Origin of the sequence: Paraburkholderia tropica (assembly GCF_914484835.1) — a bacterium.
Classification (GTDB): Bacteria; Pseudomonadota; Gammaproteobacteria; order Burkholderiales; family Burkholderiaceae; genus Paraburkholderia; species Paraburkholderia tropica_A.
On the sequence record NZ_CAJZAR010000068.1, the window covers coordinates 95,935 to 113,802 of the forward strand.

General features: G+C 65.8%; 19 protein-coding genes. 10 read left to right on the plus strand and 9 right to left on the minus strand.

The window, feature by feature from the left end; all coding sequences use genetic code 11:
- Positions 1–38 precede the first annotated feature (38 nt).
- Positions 39–1,034 (minus strand): dicarboxylate transporter/tellurite-resistance protein TehA, encoded by a 996-nt coding sequence (gene tehA / locus LDO54_RS24965; RefSeq protein WP_224013347.1) that lies wholly within the window; start codon positions 1,032–1,034, stop codon positions 39–41.
- Positions 1,035–1,228: 194 nt separating this feature from the next.
- Complete coding sequence (locus LDO54_RS24970; protein ID WP_253074420.1) at positions 1,229–2,281, minus strand: Ig-like domain-containing protein; 1,053 nt, start codon at positions 2,279–2,281, stop codon at positions 1,229–1,231.
- Here LDO54_RS24970 and LDO54_RS24975 point away from each other — a divergent pair.
- Positions 2,271–2,534 carry a hypothetical protein gene (locus LDO54_RS24975; RefSeq protein ID WP_224013590.1) on the plus strand — a complete coding sequence of 88 codons (264 nt, stop codon included), beginning with the start codon at positions 2,271–2,273 and terminating at the stop codon, positions 2,532–2,534. The genes LDO54_RS24970 and LDO54_RS24975 overlap by 11 nt on opposite strands.
- Before the next feature lie 36 nt (positions 2,535–2,570).
- Here LDO54_RS24975 and LDO54_RS24980 read toward each other — a convergent pair whose 3' ends face one another.
- Positions 2,571–3,473, minus strand: a complete 903-nt coding sequence (locus LDO54_RS24980) for a LysR family transcriptional regulator (protein ID WP_224013348.1) — start codon at positions 3,471–3,473, stop codon at positions 2,571–2,573.
- Between the two features lie 103 nt (positions 3,474–3,576).
- Between LDO54_RS24980 and LDO54_RS24985 the strand changes: the two genes are divergently transcribed.
- The 4 genes from LDO54_RS24985 (at position 3,577) to LDO54_RS25000 (ending at position 6,387) form a co-directional block, all read left to right on the plus strand.
- Positions 3,577–4,782 carry an MFS transporter gene (locus tag LDO54_RS24985; RefSeq protein ID WP_224013349.1) on the plus strand — a complete coding sequence of 402 codons (1,206 nt, stop codon included), beginning with the start codon at positions 3,577–3,579 and terminating at the stop codon, positions 4,780–4,782.
- A 46-nt stretch (positions 4,783–4,828) separates the two neighbouring features.
- Positions 4,829–5,635, plus strand: a complete 807-nt coding sequence (gene dkgB, locus LDO54_RS24990; RefSeq protein WP_224013350.1) for a 2,5-didehydrogluconate reductase DkgB — start codon at positions 4,829–4,831, stop codon at positions 5,633–5,635.
- Between the two features lie 10 nt (positions 5,636–5,645).
- Positions 5,646–6,062: an SRPBCC family protein gene (locus tag LDO54_RS24995; protein WP_224013351.1), complete on the plus strand. Its 417-nt coding sequence runs from the start codon at positions 5,646–5,648 to the stop codon at positions 6,060–6,062.
- 106 nt (positions 6,063–6,168) lie between these two features.
- On the plus strand, positions 6,169–6,387 hold the full coding sequence (locus LDO54_RS25000) for a hypothetical protein (RefSeq protein ID WP_224013352.1): 219 nt from the start codon (positions 6,169–6,171) through the stop codon (positions 6,385–6,387).
- 15 nt (positions 6,388–6,402) lie between these two features.
- Here the strand turns inward: LDO54_RS25000 and LDO54_RS25005 are convergent, their stop codons facing one another.
- The gene (locus LDO54_RS25005) at positions 6,403–7,734 is read right to left on the minus strand and encodes a cation:proton antiporter domain-containing protein (RefSeq protein WP_224013353.1); all 1,332 of its coding nucleotides are present in this window, start codon (positions 7,732–7,734) and stop codon (positions 6,403–6,405) included.
- Between the two features lie 177 nt (positions 7,735–7,911).
- Here LDO54_RS25005 and LDO54_RS25010 point away from each other — a divergent pair, with 177 nt between their 5' ends.
- Together LDO54_RS25010 and LDO54_RS25015 are read left to right on the plus strand one after the other, a co-directional pair.
- Positions 7,912–8,307: a DUF3022 domain-containing protein gene (locus tag LDO54_RS25010; RefSeq protein WP_224013354.1), complete on the plus strand. Its 396-nt coding sequence runs from the start codon at positions 7,912–7,914 to the stop codon at positions 8,305–8,307.
- Positions 8,308–8,312: 5 nt separating this feature from the next.
- Positions 8,313–9,041, plus strand: a complete 729-nt coding sequence (locus LDO54_RS25015) for an MgtC/SapB family protein (protein ID WP_224013355.1) — start codon at positions 8,313–8,315, stop codon at positions 9,039–9,041.
- A 12-nt stretch (positions 9,042–9,053) separates the two neighbouring features.
- Here LDO54_RS25015 and LDO54_RS25020 read toward each other — a convergent pair whose 3' ends face one another.
- The 3 genes from LDO54_RS25020 to katE all read right to left on the minus strand — a co-directional run bounded on the left by LDO54_RS25020 (position 9,054) and on the right by katE (position 12,463).
- On the minus strand, positions 9,054–9,368 hold the full coding sequence (locus tag LDO54_RS25020) for a chemotaxis protein (protein WP_224013356.1): 315 nt from the start codon (positions 9,366–9,368) through the stop codon (positions 9,054–9,056).
- Positions 9,369–9,493: 125 nt separating this feature from the next.
- Positions 9,494–10,327 carry a CHAD domain-containing protein gene (locus LDO54_RS25025; protein ID WP_224013357.1) on the minus strand — a complete coding sequence of 278 codons (834 nt, stop codon included), beginning with the start codon at positions 10,325–10,327 and terminating at the stop codon, positions 9,494–9,496.
- A gap of 27 nt (positions 10,328–10,354) precedes the next feature.
- The gene (gene katE, locus LDO54_RS25030; protein WP_224013358.1) at positions 10,355–12,463 is read right to left on the minus strand and encodes a catalase HPII; all 2,109 of its coding nucleotides are present in this window, start codon (positions 12,461–12,463) and stop codon (positions 10,355–10,357) included.
- Between the two features lie 201 nt (positions 12,464–12,664).
- Between katE and LDO54_RS25035 the strand changes: the two genes are divergently transcribed.
- Positions 12,665–12,925 carry a DUF1488 domain-containing protein gene (locus tag LDO54_RS25035; protein WP_224013359.1) on the plus strand — a complete coding sequence of 87 codons (261 nt, stop codon included), beginning with the start codon at positions 12,665–12,667 and terminating at the stop codon, positions 12,923–12,925.
- A gap of 86 nt (positions 12,926–13,011) precedes the next feature.
- Here LDO54_RS25035 and LDO54_RS25040 read toward each other — a convergent pair whose 3' ends face one another.
- Both LDO54_RS25040 and LDO54_RS25045 read right to left on the minus strand, forming a co-directional pair.
- Complete coding sequence (locus LDO54_RS25040) at positions 13,012–13,278, minus strand: DUF1488 domain-containing protein (RefSeq protein ID WP_224013360.1); 267 nt, start codon at positions 13,276–13,278, stop codon at positions 13,012–13,014.
- Positions 13,279–13,374: 96 nt separating this feature from the next.
- Positions 13,375–14,280, minus strand: a complete 906-nt coding sequence (locus LDO54_RS25045) for a LysR family transcriptional regulator (protein WP_224013361.1) — start codon at positions 14,278–14,280, stop codon at positions 13,375–13,377.
- A 127-nt stretch (positions 14,281–14,407) separates the two neighbouring features.
- Here LDO54_RS25045 and LDO54_RS25050 point away from each other — a divergent pair, with 127 nt between their 5' ends.
- Positions 14,408–16,003 carry an MFS transporter gene (locus LDO54_RS25050; protein ID WP_224013362.1) on the plus strand — a complete coding sequence of 532 codons (1,596 nt, stop codon included), beginning with the start codon at positions 14,408–14,410 and terminating at the stop codon, positions 16,001–16,003.
- Positions 16,004–16,113: 110 nt separating this feature from the next.
- Positions 16,114–17,790, plus strand: coding sequence for a tannase/feruloyl esterase family alpha/beta hydrolase (locus LDO54_RS25055; protein ID WP_224013363.1), 1,677 nt, complete (start codon positions 16,114–16,116; stop codon positions 17,788–17,790).
- The last annotated feature ends 78 nt before the right edge of the window (positions 17,791–17,868 follow it).

Consider the following 17,868-nt stretch of genomic DNA (forward strand, 5'->3'; position numbering starts at 1 on the left):
CACGGATGTGAGGCCTTTTTATCGCGTGAATCGCCCGCTCACGACACCGCACGCACCGGCAGCAACTTCCCTTCCCAGAGCAACGCCGCAGTCTTGACGATCAACAACCCGATCACGAGGTTCGCCGCCACGAACAGCACGAACGCCAGTTCATGCTCCCACTGCGGTGCGCCGCGTTGCGCGATCAGCATCGCGAGCGTGGGCAGCGCGGCCGTGCCGAAGCTGAAGGCCCAGTACGAAGGCGCGAAAGCTTGCGCACGGATCCACGGCAGCAGACGCAGCAGCAACAGCGCCTGATACAGTCCATAGCCAAGCAGCGCGTAAGCGATCAGGTTCGTCGTACCACTCGAACCCAAAGTCAAGCCTGTATGCGCGGCCGCTCCCGTGATCGCCATCCACGCCACGCCGCCCACCACCGGCGGCGCGAGTTGCACGCCGAAGCCGGGACGCAGCGCGGGCGCGGTCGGCGCGGCATGCGCGGCGCGATTGAGCAGCATCGATTCGATCGCGAGCCACGAGAGCACGCCCGCGCCGAAGAACAGCATCGCCAGTTCCGGCAGACCGAACGCGGCGGCCGTGGTCGCGGCGACGAAACCCGGCGCGACAGTCGGCAGATAGATCGCCGGGGTCACGAGTTCGGCGTTGCGCGCGCCTTGCCAGAGCCGTCCGTGCAGCATCACGCCGACGCCCAGTTGCGCGACCGCGCCCGCCGCAAACACCGCCAGCGCGAGGTCGTGCGACCAGAGCTTGAGCGCCTGCGCGGCCAGCATCGTCGAGACCGGGCCGAGCGCCACGAACGACGACTGCACTTCGTGCTGCCACTCCTTGCGCGCGGCCTCGCGATGCGCGATCCACTTCAGCGCGTACATCGCCATGATCGCGCCCCACACCACGAGCGCCGCGACCGTCAACGCCTGCGCCGCGACTTCCGGCACCTGCCACAGCTTCGCCGCGACGCGCCACGCGCCCGCCAGCGCCAGCGCGCCCACTGCGATGCCGAAGAAGCCCGCCGGCATCGGTTCATGCTTTGCCATCCATGCGTTCATGACCCACTCCCAGACTTGAGACGGCGGAAGCCGTCGTTCGATGGAGTGACTCTAGGCGCACGCACGCGCCGCGCGAATGCCGCGCGCGCTCAGGAATATGCCCGATCGTCTCAAGCGGCCCGAACGCGCGCGAACGTGCCTAAAAGTGCCGGAAAGCACCGGACAGCGCCCGCCAGGCCTTGTCAGGAAGCCGTCTGCGCGAAATCCATCACGGCCTTGAACCAGCCCGAGGTGGTGTCGATCACGAGCAGCGCGCCCGTCGACGGATCGGTCTGACTGCTCGAAATCCACAGGATGCAGCCGTCCGCGCCTGCCGCGCGCAGCGCATCGAGACGGTAAGTTATCTGGTCGTAGGTCAGCAGGTGCTCCGTGCCCGCGCTGTCGGTCCAGACCGGCGTGATGTACGGCAGCACTTTTTTCGAGGTGCCGTTGAGCGTGTCGAACGCGCGCGACTGCGCGACAGCGAAGGTCGCGGCCGAATTCCAGGTCGTGTCGCCGGTCGAGGTGCCGTCGTAGCTGTAGTTGTAGAGCGACGGGCTGTAGTAATCGACCAGCGCGGCCACGCTCGCGTACTGCGGGTTGAGCGCGCTATAGGTGGCCTCGGTCGACGAACTCCAGCCGAAGGTGTTTTGCGGCACTTCCCCGTAAAGCCCGACCACGGCGCCAGGATTGTCGGCCTTGAAAAGCTGGAGCGCCTCGCTCAGATTCTCGACGATGGTCTGGCCGTTGCCGGTCGCCACGGTCGGATAGAAGCGCTTCGTGTCCCACACTTCCAGGTCGAGCGAGACCGGCGTTTTACCGGTACTGTCGGCGGCCTCGGCGGCGGTCGCGATCTTCGTGCTGTCGACGACGTATTCGTCGGTGCAGCTGGACAGCGGGCAGGTCACGAGATTGCTCGAATAGATCAGATTGAGCGGCTCGACGCTCTCGCTCTCGAACCACGCGTCGCTGATCGAGTGCGTGCCGCTCGCGTCCTGATACTGCTTCAGCTTCAGGAACTCGTAGACGGAAAACGGCTTCGCGCAGGTGACGGCGATCGTCGCCGTGTGGCCGTCCGCCGTGCTCACGCTGATGGTGGCCGAGCCCGCCGCCACGCAGCTCACCGCGCCCTCCGACGAGACCGTGGCGATCGATGAATCGCTGCTCGACCACGTCAGCGCGCTGCTCGCGGGCAGCACGGTCGCCTGCGCCGCCGCCGATTTGCCGACCACCAGCGCGAGCGTGGTGGGCGTCACGCTGACGCTGGATGTCGTGGTGTCGCTGGGCGTGCCGCCGCCGCACGCGTTCAGGGAAACGATCGCGGCGCCCAACAGCACCGCGCGAAAACACTGGAGAGAAATCTGGCGCGAAATTTGCCCCGAAAATTGCCGCCCAATGCGGCTCGAAAACGTCATGTACAACCTTTTATGCGATGGCAGGAAGAATCCGGCGGCGCGCGCGTGGGCGCGTCGCCTTTATCCTTGTCGGCAAAAATGGGGCATGACTTGAGGTCGCGGCGCTCACGATGCGCACGCAGCGACGCGCTCAGCGCGCGAATTCGCTGTCGCGCACGGCCTCGATCAGATAATCGACGAAGGACGCGATGCGCGCCGAAATCGCCGTATTGCGGTAGTAGACCGCGTTAATCGGCTGAAGCACTTCGAGCGTCTGCGCCGCGAAAAGCTGCACGAGCGCGCCTTCGCGGCGGTCGCGCGCGGTCATGAAATCCGAGAGACAGACGATGCCCTCGCCCGCCAGCGCGAGTTGCCGCAGCGTCTCGCCGCTCGACGAACGGATGCCCGGCGCGATGCGGTACGGCTCGTTATCCGGCCCCGCGAGCGGCCAGACGTTGAGCGCCTCGGGCTCGGTGAAGCCCAGCAGCGTGTGCTTCGCAAGGTCCGCCACGCGACGCGGCTGGCCGTGCGCCTTCAGATACGCGGGACTCGCGAGCACGCGCACGCGGCTGCGCCCGACCGGCTTGCTGTGCAGCGTGGAATCCTTCAACTGGCCGATGCGGATCGCCACGTCGGTGCGCCGCTCCAGCAAATCGATGATCCCTTCGTTGCTGTTCAGCTCCAGCTCGATCTGCGGATAGCGCGCGCGATAACCCTGCACGAGCGGCACGATCACATGCAGCATGAACGGCGTGGCCGCATCCACGCGCAGACGGCCCGACGGCCGCTCGCGCCGCGCGGCCATCTGCTCCTCCGCGCCCTCCACCGACGCGATGATCGCCCGCGCGTCGCGCAGGAACGCGCTGCCCTCCTCGGTCAGTTCGAGCCGCCGCGTCGTGCGCCGCAGCAGCGTGGTCTTGAGCTTGTCCTCCAGCCGCCCCAGCGTGCGGCTGGTGGCCGAGATCGTGAGCCCGAGCTGATGCGCGGCCGCCGTGATCGAGCCCGTATCGACCACGCTCACGAAGGCCTGCAATTCGTCCAGTGTGACTTTCATTCTTGATTTGAAATCAAAACTCTTTCGTTTATAGACGACTTTTTCAGCAAAAGTAAAGCGGGCACACTGCGTCCTGTTCAAAAACCGCTGGAGCCTTTCCGCCATGACCCCGCCCCTCACTGCCACGCCCGAACGCCCGGGCCACGCCTGGCTTTCGCTGCTGGCGCTCGCCATCGGCGCATTCAGCATCGGCACGACCGAGTTCTCGCCGATGGGCCTGCTGCCCGTGATCGCCGAGGGCGTGCACGTGTCGATTCCCACCGCCGGCATGCTGATCACCACCTACGCGATCGGCGTGATGGCCGGCGCGCCGCTGATGACGCTCGCGCTTTCGCGCTGGTCGCGGCGCGGCGCGCTGATCCTGCTGATGAGCCTGTTTACGATCGGCAACCTGCTGTCGGCGTTTTCGTCGGACTACACGACGCTGCTGCTCGCGCGCCTCGTCACCAGCCTCAATCACGGCGCGTTCTTCGGCCTCGGCTCGCTGGTCGCGGCGAGCGTGGTGCCGCGCCACAAGCAGGCCAGCGCCGTCGCCACCATGTTCATGGGCCTGACGATCGCCAATATCGGCGGCGTGCCCGCGGCGACCTGGCTCGGCCAGACCATCGGCTGGCGCATGGCGTTCGCGGCGACCGCCGGGCTCGGCGTGCTGACGATGCTGATCCTGCGCGTGGCGCTGCCCAAGGGCGAAGCGGGCCAGGCGCCGAACCTGCGCGGCGAGTTGAAGGTGCTCACGCGCCCCGCCGTGCTCACGGCGATGGCGACCACCGTGCTCGGCGCGGGCGGGATGTTCACGCTCTACACCTATATCGCGCCGACGCTCGAACAGATCACGGGCGCTTCGCCGACCTTCGTGACGGCCATGCTCGTGCTGGTGGGCGTGGGCTTCTCGATCGGCAACGCAGCGGGCGGCAAGCTCGCGGACCGCTCGCTCAACGGCAGCCTCGTCGTGTTCCTGACGCTGCTGGTCGCGATCATGCTGGCCTTCCCACTGCTCGCGAAAACCCATCTGGGCGCGGCGTTCGCGGTGGTCGTCTGGGGCCTCGCCACTTTCGCCGTGGTGCCGCCGCTGCAAATGCGCGTGATGCGCGCCGCCGCCGAAGCGCCGGGCCTCGCCTCCTCGGTCAACGTGGGCGCCTTCAATCTCGGCAACGCCGTGGGCGCGGCGGCGGGCGGCGCGGCGATTTCGGCGGGCTTCAGCTACGCCGCGGTGCCGGTGGTCGGCGCACTGATCGCCGTCTCGGGCCTCGCGCTGGTGCTCGTGCAGATCGCCCAGCAACGCCAGCCCGCGCCGAGCGCCGCGCGCTGATTTCCCTCTTCACGCTTTTCAATCGCATTCTTTTACGGAGCCCAATATGAGCCACATTCCCGCATTCGGTCTCGGCACGTTTCGCCTGCAAGGCCAGGTGGTCATCGACTCGGTGCGCAACGGCCTCGAACTCGGCTATCGCGCCATCGACACCGCGCAGATCTACGGCAACGAAGCCGAAGTCGGCGAAGCCATCGCGGCCTCAGGTGTCGCGCGCGACGAACTGTTTCTGACCACCAAGATCTGGGTCGACCACTACGCGCGCACGAAGCTGATTCCGAGCCTCAAGGACAGCCTCCACAAGCTGCGCACCGACGTCGTCGATCTCACGCTGATCCACTGGCCCGCGCCGAATAACGGCGTCTCGCTCGACGAATTCATGAGCGCGCTCGCCGAAGCGAAACAGCAAGGTCTGACGAAACAGATCGGCGTGTCGAACTTCAATATCGAACTGACGAAGCAGGCCATCGCTGTGGTCGGCAAGGACAACATCGCGACGAATCAGATCGAATTGAGCCCGTACCTGCAAAACCGCAAGCTCGTCGATTATTTGCAGCAGGAAGGCATTCACGTGACCTCGTACATGACGCTCGCATATGGCAAGGTGCTCGGCGATCCGGTGATCCGCGCGATTGCCGAACGCCGTCACGCGACGCCCGCCCAGGTCGCGCTCGCATGGGCGCTGCGGCTCGGTTACTCGGTGATTCCTTCGTCGACGAAGCGCGAAAACCTCGCGAGCAACCTGCTCGCGCAGACGCTCGAACTCAGCGACGACGACATGGCGCAGATCGCCGCGCTCGAACGCAATGGCCGCGAAGTGAGCCCGGAAGGTCTCGCCGCGCAATGGGATTAACGCAATGACGATGGCAAGCGTAAGCGTCTCCGTCGATATCGACGCGCCCGTGGAATCGGTCTGGGCCGTGCTCGGCGACTTCGACGGCCTGCCCGCGTGGCTCGAATTCGTGCGTTCGTCGCGGCTTTCGGATGGCGGCCGCCTGCGCCACCTCGAAGCGATCGGCGGCGCGATCATCGTCGAGGCGCTGCTCGAACACAGCGACACGCAACGGTTTTATCGCTATTCGATCGTGGAAGGCCCGGACCCGGTGTCGGGTTATGAGGCGAAGGTGTCCGCGCAGCGCCTCGACGCGAATCGCACGACCGTCACGTGGGCGAGCCGCTTCGAGCCGCTCGACGCGCAAAACGGCGCTTCACTCATCGGGCATTACGAGGTGTTGTATCGTGCGGGGCTGAACGGCCTGAAAACGCTGGCCGAGCGTTGAAACCCGGGCGGGCGCGCGCAGATCGCACCGCGCCATCGCCGCCCGCCTGGGGACGCGCTATTTCCCTTAGAATGGACGTCCACCCACCCTGCAAGGCGACGCGCCGATGGAACAAGAGCGATACAAGGGCTATGTCCTCTGGGGACATGCCATCGCGCAGCAGGAAGAACTGCTCGCGCCCGAGCGCTATGCTTCGAGCGGCACCATCACGCTCGACCTCAAACTGATCGAAGCCTCCGGCATACTCGGCATTTTCGACACCGAGCTGGAAGCGCAGGACGTCGGGCTCTCGTGGGCGCGCGCGTGGGTGGATTCGCACGGGTAAGGGCCGGCGGCACGCTCATGCCGCCGCTTTCCTCGCCTCCGGTTGCCGATAGTAGCGCCGATAATATCGGCCCAGCACATAGCCCGCCGTCGATCCATGCAGCAGCACGGAGATCACGATCGCGTCGAGCGCCGCGGGCAACACGGGCCGTAACACGTCGCCCGCTTCGGCCAGCCCCCAGACCGCGTAATAGAACGCGCCCACGCCGCGTATCCCCATCCACGCCATCAGGCCGCGCTGCCGCGCATCGGCGCGCGCGCCCGCCATCGACGCGAACACCGCCAGCGGACGCACCACGAACACCAGCACGAGCGCGAACGAGACGGCGCGCCAGTCGAGCATCTCGCGCCAGTGCGCCGACACCACGCAGCCGATCATCAGCAGTACGGAGAACTCCGCGAAGCGCTCGATTTCCAGCGTGAAGCCCGTCATGCTTTCGGCCAGCAGCGCATGCGCGCGCTGCGGATCCTTCGCCGCCTCCACCTGCTCGCCGAGCTGCACGGTTTCCAGCGCCTCGGCGGGCAGGCGCTCCCCGGTCGCACGCAATTCCTCGTGGCGCAGCGCGACGCCCGCCGCAAACACGGCCACGAACGCATACGCGTGCAGCAGCAGCGCCGCGCCATAGGTCACGGACATCAGCCCGATCGCGATGAAGCCGTCGAGGCCCACGGCTTCGCCATAATGCGTGCGCAGATGAAACACGAGGCGCACGCAGAGCGTTGCCAGCGCCGCGCCGATCAGCAACGCGCCCGCGACGCCCCACGCGAGCGAAAGCGCGAACGCGGGCACGCTCGCCATGCCAGCGACGTGCACGCCGCTGAGCGCGAGGCCGAGCAAGGCGAACGGCAGGGCCGCGCCGTCGTTGAGCCCGCCTTCGCCGGATAGCGCGAAGCGCACGGGCTCCGCGTCGCCGGCCGCCTGCACGCGCAATTCGTTGGCGAGCACCGGATCGGTCGGCGCGAGCGCGGCGGCGAGAAAGAGCGCGACGCCTGGCGCTGCGCCCATCGCCAGCCCGAAGGCGAACATCAGCGCAACGCTGATCGCCATCGCGATCACGCCGAGCCGCAGCGGCAAGATCCAGAGCCGGTCGAGCAAGCGCACGCGCAAATGCATGCCGACCGAGAACAGCGAGACCACCAGCCCGGCTTCGGCGAGCACGGCGAGCGTGCGCGCGTTTTCGGCCAGATCGGTATGAACGAGACCCAGCACGCCCGGCCCGGCGACCACGCCGACCGCCAGATAAATCATCGCACCCGTGAGCGGCAGACGCGCAATCGGCCCGCGCGCGAGCGCCACGAACATCAGCAGCACGCCGACCAGCAAGAACCACAGTGCTTCCTCAGGCATCGTCCAGACCTTCTCCTTTTTTTGGCTGCGGCGCTTTGTGCAATCCATCGCGCAATCGAAGGATGATCGAAGGATGATCGCAACGGGCGTGCCACGCGCGTGATCGCGCCCGGACGCCGACGCGGCACGCGCGTTGCGCGCCGTATCGGCAGATCCTCCCGTCCGATGGAGCGCACCATGAACACTTACGATTTCGAGCAGCGCATCGAAGAAATCCAGCTGTCGCTCGCGCAGATTTTCGACTCGCCGAAACAGCCCGCCGTCAGTCTCGTCGACGAAGGCGACGTGCTCGTGCTGCATCTGAGCTGGGTGACGCAATCGGAGCGCGATACGACGCTCGACGCGCGTTGCGCCGCCACGCTACGCGCCACGCGCGCGCAGATCGAGCGATACGCCGGGCTCGACACCGCGCAGCGGCGCACGATCCAGCAGCGTATCGGCGCGCTCGTGCGCGGGCGTTATGAACTCATGCGCGAGTCCTCCGCGCAAAGCGATGACTGCGCGATCGAACTCGTGCTCGACGACGTCCTGTTCGATACCGAAAGCGATCTCGACTATCGTCCGACGCTCTGAGCGCGATGAACACGATGCCGCTCACCGTCACCTGGCTGGATTTCGCGGGCCGCCTCGCGCTCGCGATGCTCGCGGGTGCGCTTATCGGCCTGAATCGCGGCGAATCGGGCAATGCGGCCGGATTGCGCACGACCTTGCTCGTGTGCCTCGCTGCGTGCCTCGCGATGCTGCAAGTGAATGTGCTGCTTCTTCAGCATGGCAAAGATCAGGATTCCTTTGTGATGCTCGACCTGATGCGGCTTCCGTTGGGCATTCTGTCCGGCGTCGGCTTTATCGGCGCGGGCTCGATCCTGCGCAAGGACGGTCTCGTGCAAGGCGTCACCACGGCGGCGACGATGTGGTACGTCACGGTGATCGGGCTATGCGCGGGCGGTGGACAATACGCGCTTGCGATTGCCGGAACCGCACTCGGCCTCGTCGTGCTGCAGGCGCTTCAACTGCTCGAACACCGCTTGCCGCGCGGCCGCCGCGCGCGCGTGGCGCTCGGCCACGACGCAGGCGACGACGTGCGCCCCCTGCTCGACGAAGCGCTGCGCGATTGCCGCGATTGCCATTGCCGCGTGCTCGCGCTCGGCGTCTCGCATCGGCTCTCGGAAAGCATTGCGCATGGACGGCTCAAGGCGTCTTACGAGGTGCGCTGGCAAGCGCGTCCAGGCGACGAAACGGTCGAGTGCGCGCTCTCCGCGCTCGTCGCGCGTCTGCACGACGAGGCGTCGTGGTCCCTGGAAAAATGAATCGATAGTGAACTACAGGTCTTCCGGCCCTTCGATGCGGTCGGGCAAGATATCGTCGTCGGGGCGCAGCGTTTCGTCGCCGTCCGCCGCCGCGCGCTCGCCGGTGCCGCTGCGGTCGGTGTCGCTATGTTCCTCCTCTTCGCCGGCTTCGAGCGCGTGATTGTCGAGTTCCGTGTCGCGGTCGAATTCGTGGCGCTTCGCGCCGAGCGTGTCGCTGCCGCTATCCGACGAGTCGCCGGGACCGAGCGATTCGATATCGTGTCCGGGCGCGGCCGGTTGCGCCGTGTCGCCTGCGTCGTCATTGTCGGGGTCGAGTGTGCTGGTCATGATGATGTCCTCCGTGCGGTTGGGCGTGCGATGCAATCGCGTCACGCGCGCGCATCGTCACGCCTTTAGCACGCAATCGTCGAACCCGGCAACAGCGGACGTGACGCAACATCCGTGACGCAACATCACGCGCCGATCAACTTCGCCGCGCGGCGCATCCGGCGTTTGCGCGTGCGTGCCAGCGCGGCGAGCGTGGCATCGGCGCTCGCCGTGTCGGCAAACACTTCGCGATGCGCGTCAAACAGCTGCGCAACCGACACCGCATCGTTGAGCGCGCCGAACCGGTTCTGCAATCTCTTGAGCGGCTTCAGGCGCTTCACCTCGCGGCGCGGTAAATCGGCAGAAAAAAACTCCAGCACGTAACGCAATTTTTTCGCCGCTTTGCGCACGTCGTGCCACGCGGCGTAATCGCTTCGCTTCGCTCGTTTCGCGCGGCGCTCGCGTTTTTTCAGGGCGCGTTGCGCCGCACGCAAACGCTCGCGCGCGAAGCGTTTGACGGGCACGCGGCGGTGCGCCGTATTCAACTCGCGATTCATCGCATGCAGCATCTCGCGCAACGCGGATTTGAGGCCGGTGGCCGCCAGCGTCGCGCGCGCCCGTTCGCGCGCCTCGGTGCGCGCCGCCTGCATGCGCTCGCCGACGATGGCGGCGGCGTCGGCGTACTCATGCACCAGCGTCATGGCGATATCCCAATCGCGCGCACTGCCCGCCGCCATGCCCGCGCGCTTCAGATACGCGCGCTCGATCTTCACCGCTTCCCGATCCAGCAGCGGACGCCACGCCCACAACAGCGTGCGCAACCGACGCAATGCGACACGCAGTTTGTGCAACGTGTCCGCGCCAGCGTCGAGATGCGCGGCGTGCTGGAGCGCCTCATCCACAAGCGGCTTCGAACAGGTGGAAAAGCGCGTCTGGGCATTGTCGCGCGGCCTGGGTTTCTTGCGACTTCGCGTTGTCATCGTCACCTCGCCTGATGCGGCCCGCGATCACGCGGGCACCGATTCGGCCTGCGCCGCGCGGGTCCAGACACGATGCTGTCCGGCGGCTTCGATAAACGCCTTCAGCACGGCCTTGAGGTCGGACGCGTCGCCTTGCGCCACGCCATCCGCCGGATCGGGCAACCGCGCGGCGCCCAGCAGCAAACGACCCGTGTCGATCGCGGCGAGCGCCTTCAGATGCCGGAACGCTTCGGCCACGAAGTGACGCGCGTCGCCCGACTGCACGAGCGTTTGCGACGCGATCTCGCCGCCCGTCACGAACACCGCGTCGAACATCACCGACGGCATGCCCGCGAGCGTGGCGTCCGGCACGAGACCGTCGATGGGCGCGAGCGTGGGCGCGACGATCAGCGCCGTCGCGCCTTCCTTCGCGAGCGCATCGCGCACGGTCTTGAGCGTGGCCGCGTCCGCGCCCGGCGCCGCCAGCAGCGCGATCTTGCGCGTCTTGATCCCGGGCTTCACGCGATTGAGCAAGCTGAGCGCGGGCGAGGCGGCGGGATTCGGCTTGCCCGGTTTCGCGCCCGTCTTCGCCTTGGGCAAACCGAGCGCGAGCGCGACGCGCGCCGCGAGATCGGCATCGATATTCGCCAGAATGTCGTTGACGGTGCGCTCGCGAATCTCGGGCTTCGTGACCTTGCCGAGCTCGAACGTATACGCCGCCACGATGTGTTCCTTTTCGGGCGTCGACATGCTGTTATAGAACATCGCCGCCTGCGAAAAGTGATCGGCGAATGAATCGCTGCGCACGCGAATTTTCGTGCCTTCCACGCGTTCCTGATAACTCTCGAAACCGCCATCGGCGGGCGCGGTTTCCTTCGGCCAGCCGTCGCTCACCGTATTCGGCTCATACGACGCCTGCCCCACGTTGATGGTCTGCCGGTGCATGGCATCGCGCTGATTATTCACATACGGGCAGACCGGTCGATTGATCGGAATCTCGTGAAAATTCGGCCCGCCCAGACGACTGATCTGCGTGTCGGTGTACGAGAACAAACGCCCTTGCAATAGCGGGTCGTTCGTGAAGTCGATACCCGGCACGATATGGCCAGGGTGAAATGCCACCTGCTCCGTTTCGGCGAAGAAATTGTCGGGATTGCGATTGAGCGTCATCTTGCCGATGATCTTGACCGGCACGATTTCTTCCGGCACGAGTTTGGTCGGATCGAGCAGATCGAAGCCGAATTGATGTTCATCGGCCTCCTCAATAATCTGCACGCCTAATTCATACTCGGGATAATCGCCTCGCTCGATGGCTTCCCACAAATCGCGCCGATGAAAATCGGGGTCCTTGCCGGCGATCTTTTGCGCTTCGTCCCAGATCAGCGAATACGAGCCCAGCACCGGCCGCCAATGCCACTTGATAAAGCGCGCCTTGCCCTTCGCATTGACGAAGCGGAACGTATGTACGCCAAAGCCTTCCATCGTGCGCAGGCTGCGTGGAATCGCACGATCCGACATCGCCCAGATCACGGTATGCGCGCTCTCCGGCACGAGCGAAACGAAGTCCCAGAACGTATCGTGCGCGGTGCCGCCCGTGGGCATTTCATCGGGTGCCTCGGGTTTCACCGCGTGGACGAAATCGGGAAATTTGATCGCGTCCTGAATGAAAAATACCGGCACGTTATTGCCGACGAGGTCGAAATTACCTTCATCGGTATAAAACTTTGTCGCGAAGCCGCGCACATCGCGCACCGTATCGGCGGAACCGCGCGGACCTTGCACAGTCGAAAATCTCACGTACACGGGCGTGGTTTTCGCCGGGTCCTGCAGAAAAGACGCGCGCGTCATATCGGCCTGCGATTCGTAGACCTGAAAGACGCCGTGCGCAGCTGAGCCGCGTGCGTGCACGATCCGCTCGGGAATACGCTCGTGGTCGAAATGCGTGATTTTCTCGCGCATAATGAAATCTTCCAGCAGAGAAGGACCACGCGGACCGGCGCGCAGGGTATTCTGGTTATCGGCGATCTTCACACCTTGATTCGTGCGCAGCGCTTCACCGTCGGCGCGCGAGCGAAACGATTCGAGGCTTTCCGACTTCGCATCGGTTTGGCCCTGGACATGGGTGGCTTTGCCGTGGGATCGGTTGCGAGATGACATGGGACAGCTCCTCATCAGCGTTGGACCCAATCAACTGCGCAATCGATGTGCCGATTGAATGGAATAGGCGCACGGCTGTCACCGCACTTCGAGCGCAACGAGGCAGCAGGTCTGCACCTTGCTGCGCACGACAGGCCCGCCAGATCCGCAAGGATTTTGCGCCGGGCCCTATTTACTACGCCAACTTCACGGAGGATCGAGATGAGAATCGAGTTTACGAATCGGCGTCATAGCGTGGCGGCTTCACGCATTGCCTTCGAAGCCCACGTCGACGACCGGCCCGTCTGGTGCAGCGTGTCGATGGACGCGCTCAATGCGCGCTTCGGCAACGAAGGCACGTCATCGCATGCGCTGCTGAGTGCGTTCGACGCCAACCGGCCGACCATCGAGCGCGCGGCACGACACGCGCTCACGAAGAACGGCGGCCAGTCGCTCGAACTCGAACCCGGCGACTTCTCATGAATAGCGGCGCATGAATCACCGCACGTGAATCACCACGCCGCGCGTCAGGAAGCGCGCGGCGCATCGGTTTAAACCATCACCCCGTTTCAATAAAAATCGCGCGCAAACAGCGGACAGCGTCCCGCTATCGCGCGATGCGGAATGACGCGCTGCGCCACCGCTTCGATACGGCTGCGATGCCGGTCGAACGCGGCGATCAGGCTGTCGCGGCGCGAACGGTTCGCGCCGAAATGATCTTCTATGGCTTCGAGCGACAACTCGCAAATAATCTCGACGCCATCGACGAAAGCCGGAAAGGCGAGCGTGCGATTCGGCGTCCAGGATGCGGGGCCGGATGTGAAGTTTATTAACAACGTCGTTCTCCCACGGAAGCGCGCCCTATGCGCGCTGGGTGGAAGCGCAATTCCCGCTCCCGACATCGCCACACCGCGGCATCGAATCAATAAATATCAGTCGCCGATCATCTCGGGAATCCGCGCCTTCAACGCGTCGATCGCCACGCGCGTCTTCGCGCGTAAATGGCGCGCCTGCGGCCACACCGCGTAAATCTCCTGCGAACGCACGCGATAGCTGTCGAGCACCGGCACGAGCGCGCCGCTCTCCACATGGCGCGCGATCAGCCAGCACGGCAGCCACGCCAGCCCGTGACCGTCGATGGCGGCGGACGCGATCGCCTGAATATCGTCCATGCTGATCTGCGTGCGGATGCGCACCGGACGCGGCTCGGCATCGGCCCCGCGCGCGTCCCACGGTGCGATGGCGCCGCCGCGCGAATAAGCGATGCCCGCGTGATCGGCGAGATCGGCGAGACTCGCGGGCGTGCCGTGTTGCGCGAGATACGCAGGCGACGCGGCAATCACGATGTGCTGCGTGCCGAGATGGCGCGCCGCCAGCGTGGTGCTGTCGCGCAACGCGCCGATGCGCACCGCGAGATCCAGCCCTTCCTCGATCAGATCCGTGTAGCGGTCGGTGAACGACAGATCGATCTGCAACTGCGGATACGCCTTCGCGAGATCGAGCAGCACGGGCGCGACGCACCAATGGCCGAAGGCCTCGGGCACGCTCACGCGCAGCCGCCCGGCGGGCTCCACGCGGCTCGTGTCGAGCGCGGCCTCGGCGCTGTCGAGTTCCGCGAGCGCGCGCACACAACGCTCGTAATAGCCCTGGCCCTCGGTCGTCAGCGTCTGGCTGCGCGTACTGCGATGAAGCAGGCGCACGCCCAGCCGCGCCTCCAGCCGCGTGATCGCCTTGCCGACCGCCGAACGCGTGAGATTCAACCGCTCGGCCGCCAGCGCGAAGCTGCCCGCCTCCACGACCTGCACGAAGGTCGCGACGCCATCCAGTTTGTCGTTCATTGGTGCCTTAGGGGAATCTGCAAAGGGACGCAAACGCGTCAATACGGGAATTCTATTCCCATAAACTGACTGTAGCCGATTCAACTACGCCGCCACAACCCGGCGGCGCACTCTCCCTGGAGTCCCCATGCAGTTATCCGAACTCGGGCGCGACCTCGCCCAAGACGAGCGGCGCCCCGCGCAAACGCGCCAGAACACGCTCGCGCTGATCGCCGTCTGCCTCGCCGCCATGATGTTCTCGCTCGAAATCTCCAGCGTGCCGATGATCCTGCCGACGCTCGAAGTCGTGCTGCACGGCGACTTCAAGCAGATGCAATGGATCATGAACGCCTACACGCTCGCCTGCACGACCGTGCTGATGGCGACCGGCACGCTCGCCGACCGCTTCGGCCGCAAGCGCGTGTTCGTCGTCACCATCGTCCTGTTCGGCGCGGCGTCGTGGCTGTGCGGACTGGCATCGAGCACGACGGCGCTGATCGCCAGCCGCTTCGTGCAAGGCGCGAGCGGCGGCGCGATGCTGATTTGCCTCGTCGCCGTGCTCTCGCATCAATTCCCGCAAGGCGCGCCGCGCGCGCGGGCATTCAGTGCGTGGGGCATCGTGCTCGGCATCGGCCTCGGATTCGGGCCGCTGGTGGGCGGCGCGATCGTCGCGCTGTCGAGCTGGAAATGGGTGTTCTGGGTCCACGTGCTGATCGCCGTCGCGACGCTCGGCCTCGCGCTCGCGGGCGTGCGCGAATCGCGCGATCCGCAGGCGCGCAAGCTCGACGTGGCCGGCATGATCACGCTCTCGGCCTCGGTGTTCGGCTTCGTCTGGACCATCACGCAGGGCGCGGACAGCGGCTTCTTCAGCGCGTCGAGCTTGAGCGTGCTCGCCGCGAGCGCGGCCAGTTTCGCAGCCTTCGTCGCGATCGAATTGCGCGTCGCGCATCCGATGTTCGACTTCTCCGTGTTCAAGGTGCGCCGCTTTTCGGGCGCGCTGCTCGGCTCGGTCGGCATGAACTTCAGCTTCTGGCCGTTCATCATTTATTTGCCGATCTATTTCCAGAGCGTGCTGCGCGAAGGCCCGCTCGCCTCGGGGCTGTCGCTGCTCGCCTACACGCTGCCGACGCTCGTGTTCCCGCCGATCGGCGAACGCCTCGCGCTGCGCTACCGGCCCGCGCTGGCGATTCCGGCGGGCCTGTTCACGATTGGGCTCGGCTTCCTGCTGATGCGCGCGGGCAGCGCGCTCGGCCACGGCGACGCGCTGGCCGTGCTGCCCGGCTGCCTCGTGGCGGGCGCGGGGCTCGGCATGACCAACACGCCGGTCACGAACACGACGACCGGCTCCGTGTCGGCGGATCGCGCGGGCATGGCTTCGGGCATCGACATGAGCGCGCGCATGGTCACGCTCGCCATCAATATCGCGCTGATGGGGGCGCTGCTCGTGGCGGGCGTTGCGCATCGTCTGCAAGATGCGTTGGGCCGCAATGTGGAGGGCGTGTCGTGGCAAGCGCTGGCCGCGCGCGTGGCGGCGGGCAATCTCACGCCCGGCGATGCGTTGAGCGCGCACGCGGGCTTCGATGCCGCGAGCGTTGACGCACACGCCTTCGAAGCGCATTTCGAACCGATCGCGCGCGCCGCGCTCGAAGCCGGTTTCCACGCACTGATGCTTTATGGCGGCCTCGCGGTCTGCACGCTCGCGGTGCTGAGCTACCTGATGTTCTCGCGCGGCGAATCGCGCTGAATCAGGATGCTTTTTGGGCAAGCGAGCCGCCGATCTATGTCATATTGGCGGTCTCGCGCGCGGCCCTCGTGCCGCCGCCTTCCCATTCGACTCAACCGCCCTATGGAGCGATGAAAGCACACCGGCCGTTCGCGCGTAGCATTCGATTCCACGCGGCCGCCGGCGCGGCGCTCACGTTCCTCGCGAGCGGCGTCGCGCACGCGCAGCGCGCGCCCGACCTGCCGCTGCATTGCACCGATCTCGCGGGCGTGCTGCTGCCGCCCGCCGCCATCGCCCTGCCAACCGACGGCGCGCTCGTGCAGACCGCCACGATGATCGCCGCCACGGCCACCGGCAATCTGAACGGCGACTTCTGCCGCCTGACCGGCGTGATCCGCGCGCAGACGGCGGGCGCGCCGGATATCCGCTTCGAAGTGAATCTGCCGAGCCGCTGGAATGGCCGCGCGCTGCAATTCGGCGGCGGCGGCTATAGCGGCGTGGTGGTGACCGGCACCGGACCGATGCCGTTCTCGCCCGACCGCGCGCCGCTCGCGCGCGGCTACGCCACCTTCGGCGACGACTCGGGCCACAACGGCGACTCGTCGGTCGCCACCTTCGGCCTGCTCGACGAAGCCGTGACGAACTTCGGCTACGCGCATCTGAAGAAAACCCACGACGTGGCGCTCGCGCTGATCGAACGCGGCTACGGACGCGTGCCCGAACACATGTATTTCGCAGGCGGCTCGACCGGCGGGCGCGAAGGCTACACGGTCATCCAGCGCTATCCCGACGACTACGACGGCGTGATCGCCAATTCGCCCGCGCTGAATTTTTCCGGCGTGCGATTGATCGGCGTGGAAATCGGCCGGCTCGAATATCGCGTGCCGGGCGGCTATGTGCCGCCCGCGCTGCTCGAACGCGTCTACGCGCGCACGATGCAGGCGTGCGACAAGCTCGACGGCACGGCGGACGGCATCATCAGCAATGTCGTGGCCTGCCGCGCGCTGGAACCGCAGATCATCGATTCGCTGCGCTGTCCCGCCGATGCCACCGATCACAACGCCTCACACGATGCCCACGACGATTGCCTCACGCCGCCGCAACTCGCGACGCTGCAAAAGCTGCGCGACGGTCTGCATCTGCCCTACGCGCTCGCCTGGAACGTCGACCGTTATCGCGGCTACAACGTCTTTCAGGGCACGCGCTTCACGAGCACGCTCGGTCTCGCGCATGTGCCCGACCGTTCGCCGCAACTCACCTTCCGCGCGAACGGCTATCTCTACGCGCAGGGCGACGCGTACATCAAATACTTCATCACGCACGACCCGACCTTCGATTCGTCGAATTTCGACGTGATGCATCCGGGCCGCTATCAGCAGCGGCTCGCCATGCTTTCGGCGACCATCGGCGCGATGAATCCCGATGTCGCGCATTACATCGCGCGCGGCGGCAAGCTCATCACACTGCATGGTCTCGCCGATGAAGTGATCAGCCCGAATCAGACCATCGCCTGGTATGAGAACCTCGTCGCGCGTTACGGCGAGCCGCGCGTGGACAGCTTCATGCGGCTCTATATGGTGCCCGGTTATCAGCACGGCAACGGCGTGTTCATTCCGTCCGTCGATCTGATCGGCGCGCTCGACGATTGGGTGTCGCGCGGCATTGCGCCGGACGCGCTCGTGACCACCGATATCGCACAGGACACCAATGGCCGCACGCGGCCCTTGTGCCGCTATCCCGCGTATCCGCGTTATCTCGGCAAGGGAAATCCCGATCGCGCGAGCAATTACGCGTGCGCGACGCCGTGAATCGCTCGCACGCCGCGAACGTGTCGATGAGCAACGCTCAATGCCTCGCGATTTCGTAATGAATCGAAAGGGAAAGCC

Bases quoted from the DNA above. Each gene is read 5' to 3' on its own strand.
- LDO54_RS24995 (WP_224013351.1), top strand. From the start codon at position 5,646: ATGGCAAGCGTAAGCGTCTCCGTCGATATCGACGCGCCCGTGGAATCG.
- LDO54_RS25000 (WP_224013352.1), top strand. From the start codon at position 6,169: ATGGAACAAGAGCGATACAAGGGCTATGTCCTCTGGGGACATGCCATC.
- LDO54_RS25015 (WP_224013355.1), top strand. From the start codon at position 8,313: ATGAACACGATGCCGCTCACCGTCACCTGGCTGGATTTCGCGGGCCGC.
- LDO54_RS24980 (WP_224013348.1), bottom strand. From the start codon at position 3,473: ATGAAAGTCACACTGGACGAATTGCAGGCCTTCGTGAGCGTGGTCGAT.
- LDO54_RS25010 (WP_224013354.1), top strand. From the start codon at position 7,912: ATGAACACTTACGATTTCGAGCAGCGCATCGAAGAAATCCAGCTGTCG.
- dkgB (WP_224013350.1), top strand. From the start codon at position 4,829: ATGAGCCACATTCCCGCATTCGGTCTCGGCACGTTTCGCCTGCAAGGC.
- LDO54_RS25055 (WP_224013363.1), top strand. From the start codon at position 16,114: ATGAAAGCACACCGGCCGTTCGCGCGTAGCATTCGATTCCACGCGGCC.
- LDO54_RS25045 (WP_224013361.1), bottom strand. From the start codon at position 14,280: ATGAACGACAAACTGGATGGCGTCGCGACCTTCGTGCAGGTCGTGGAG.
- tehA (WP_224013347.1), bottom strand. From the start codon at position 1,034: ATGGCAAAGCATGAACCGATGCCGGCGGGCTTCTTCGGCATCGCAGTG.
- LDO54_RS25035 (WP_224013359.1), top strand. From the start codon at position 12,665: ATGAGAATCGAGTTTACGAATCGGCGTCATAGCGTGGCGGCTTCACGC.
- LDO54_RS25025 (WP_224013357.1), bottom strand. From the start codon at position 10,327: ATGACAACGCGAAGTCGCAAGAAACCCAGGCCGCGCGACAATGCCCAG.
- katE (WP_224013358.1), bottom strand. From the start codon at position 12,463: ATGTCATCTCGCAACCGATCCCACGGCAAAGCCACCCATGTCCAGGGC.
- LDO54_RS25050 (WP_224013362.1), top strand. From the start codon at position 14,408: ATGCAGTTATCCGAACTCGGGCGCGACCTCGCCCAAGACGAGCGGCGC.
- LDO54_RS24985 (WP_224013349.1), top strand. From the start codon at position 3,577: ATGACCCCGCCCCTCACTGCCACGCCCGAACGCCCGGGCCACGCCTGG.
- LDO54_RS25005 (WP_224013353.1), bottom strand. From the start codon at position 7,734: ATGCCTGAGGAAGCACTGTGGTTCTTGCTGGTCGGCGTGCTGCTGATG.
- LDO54_RS25020 (WP_224013356.1), bottom strand. From the start codon at position 9,368: ATGACCAGCACACTCGACCCCGACAATGACGACGCAGGCGACACGGCG.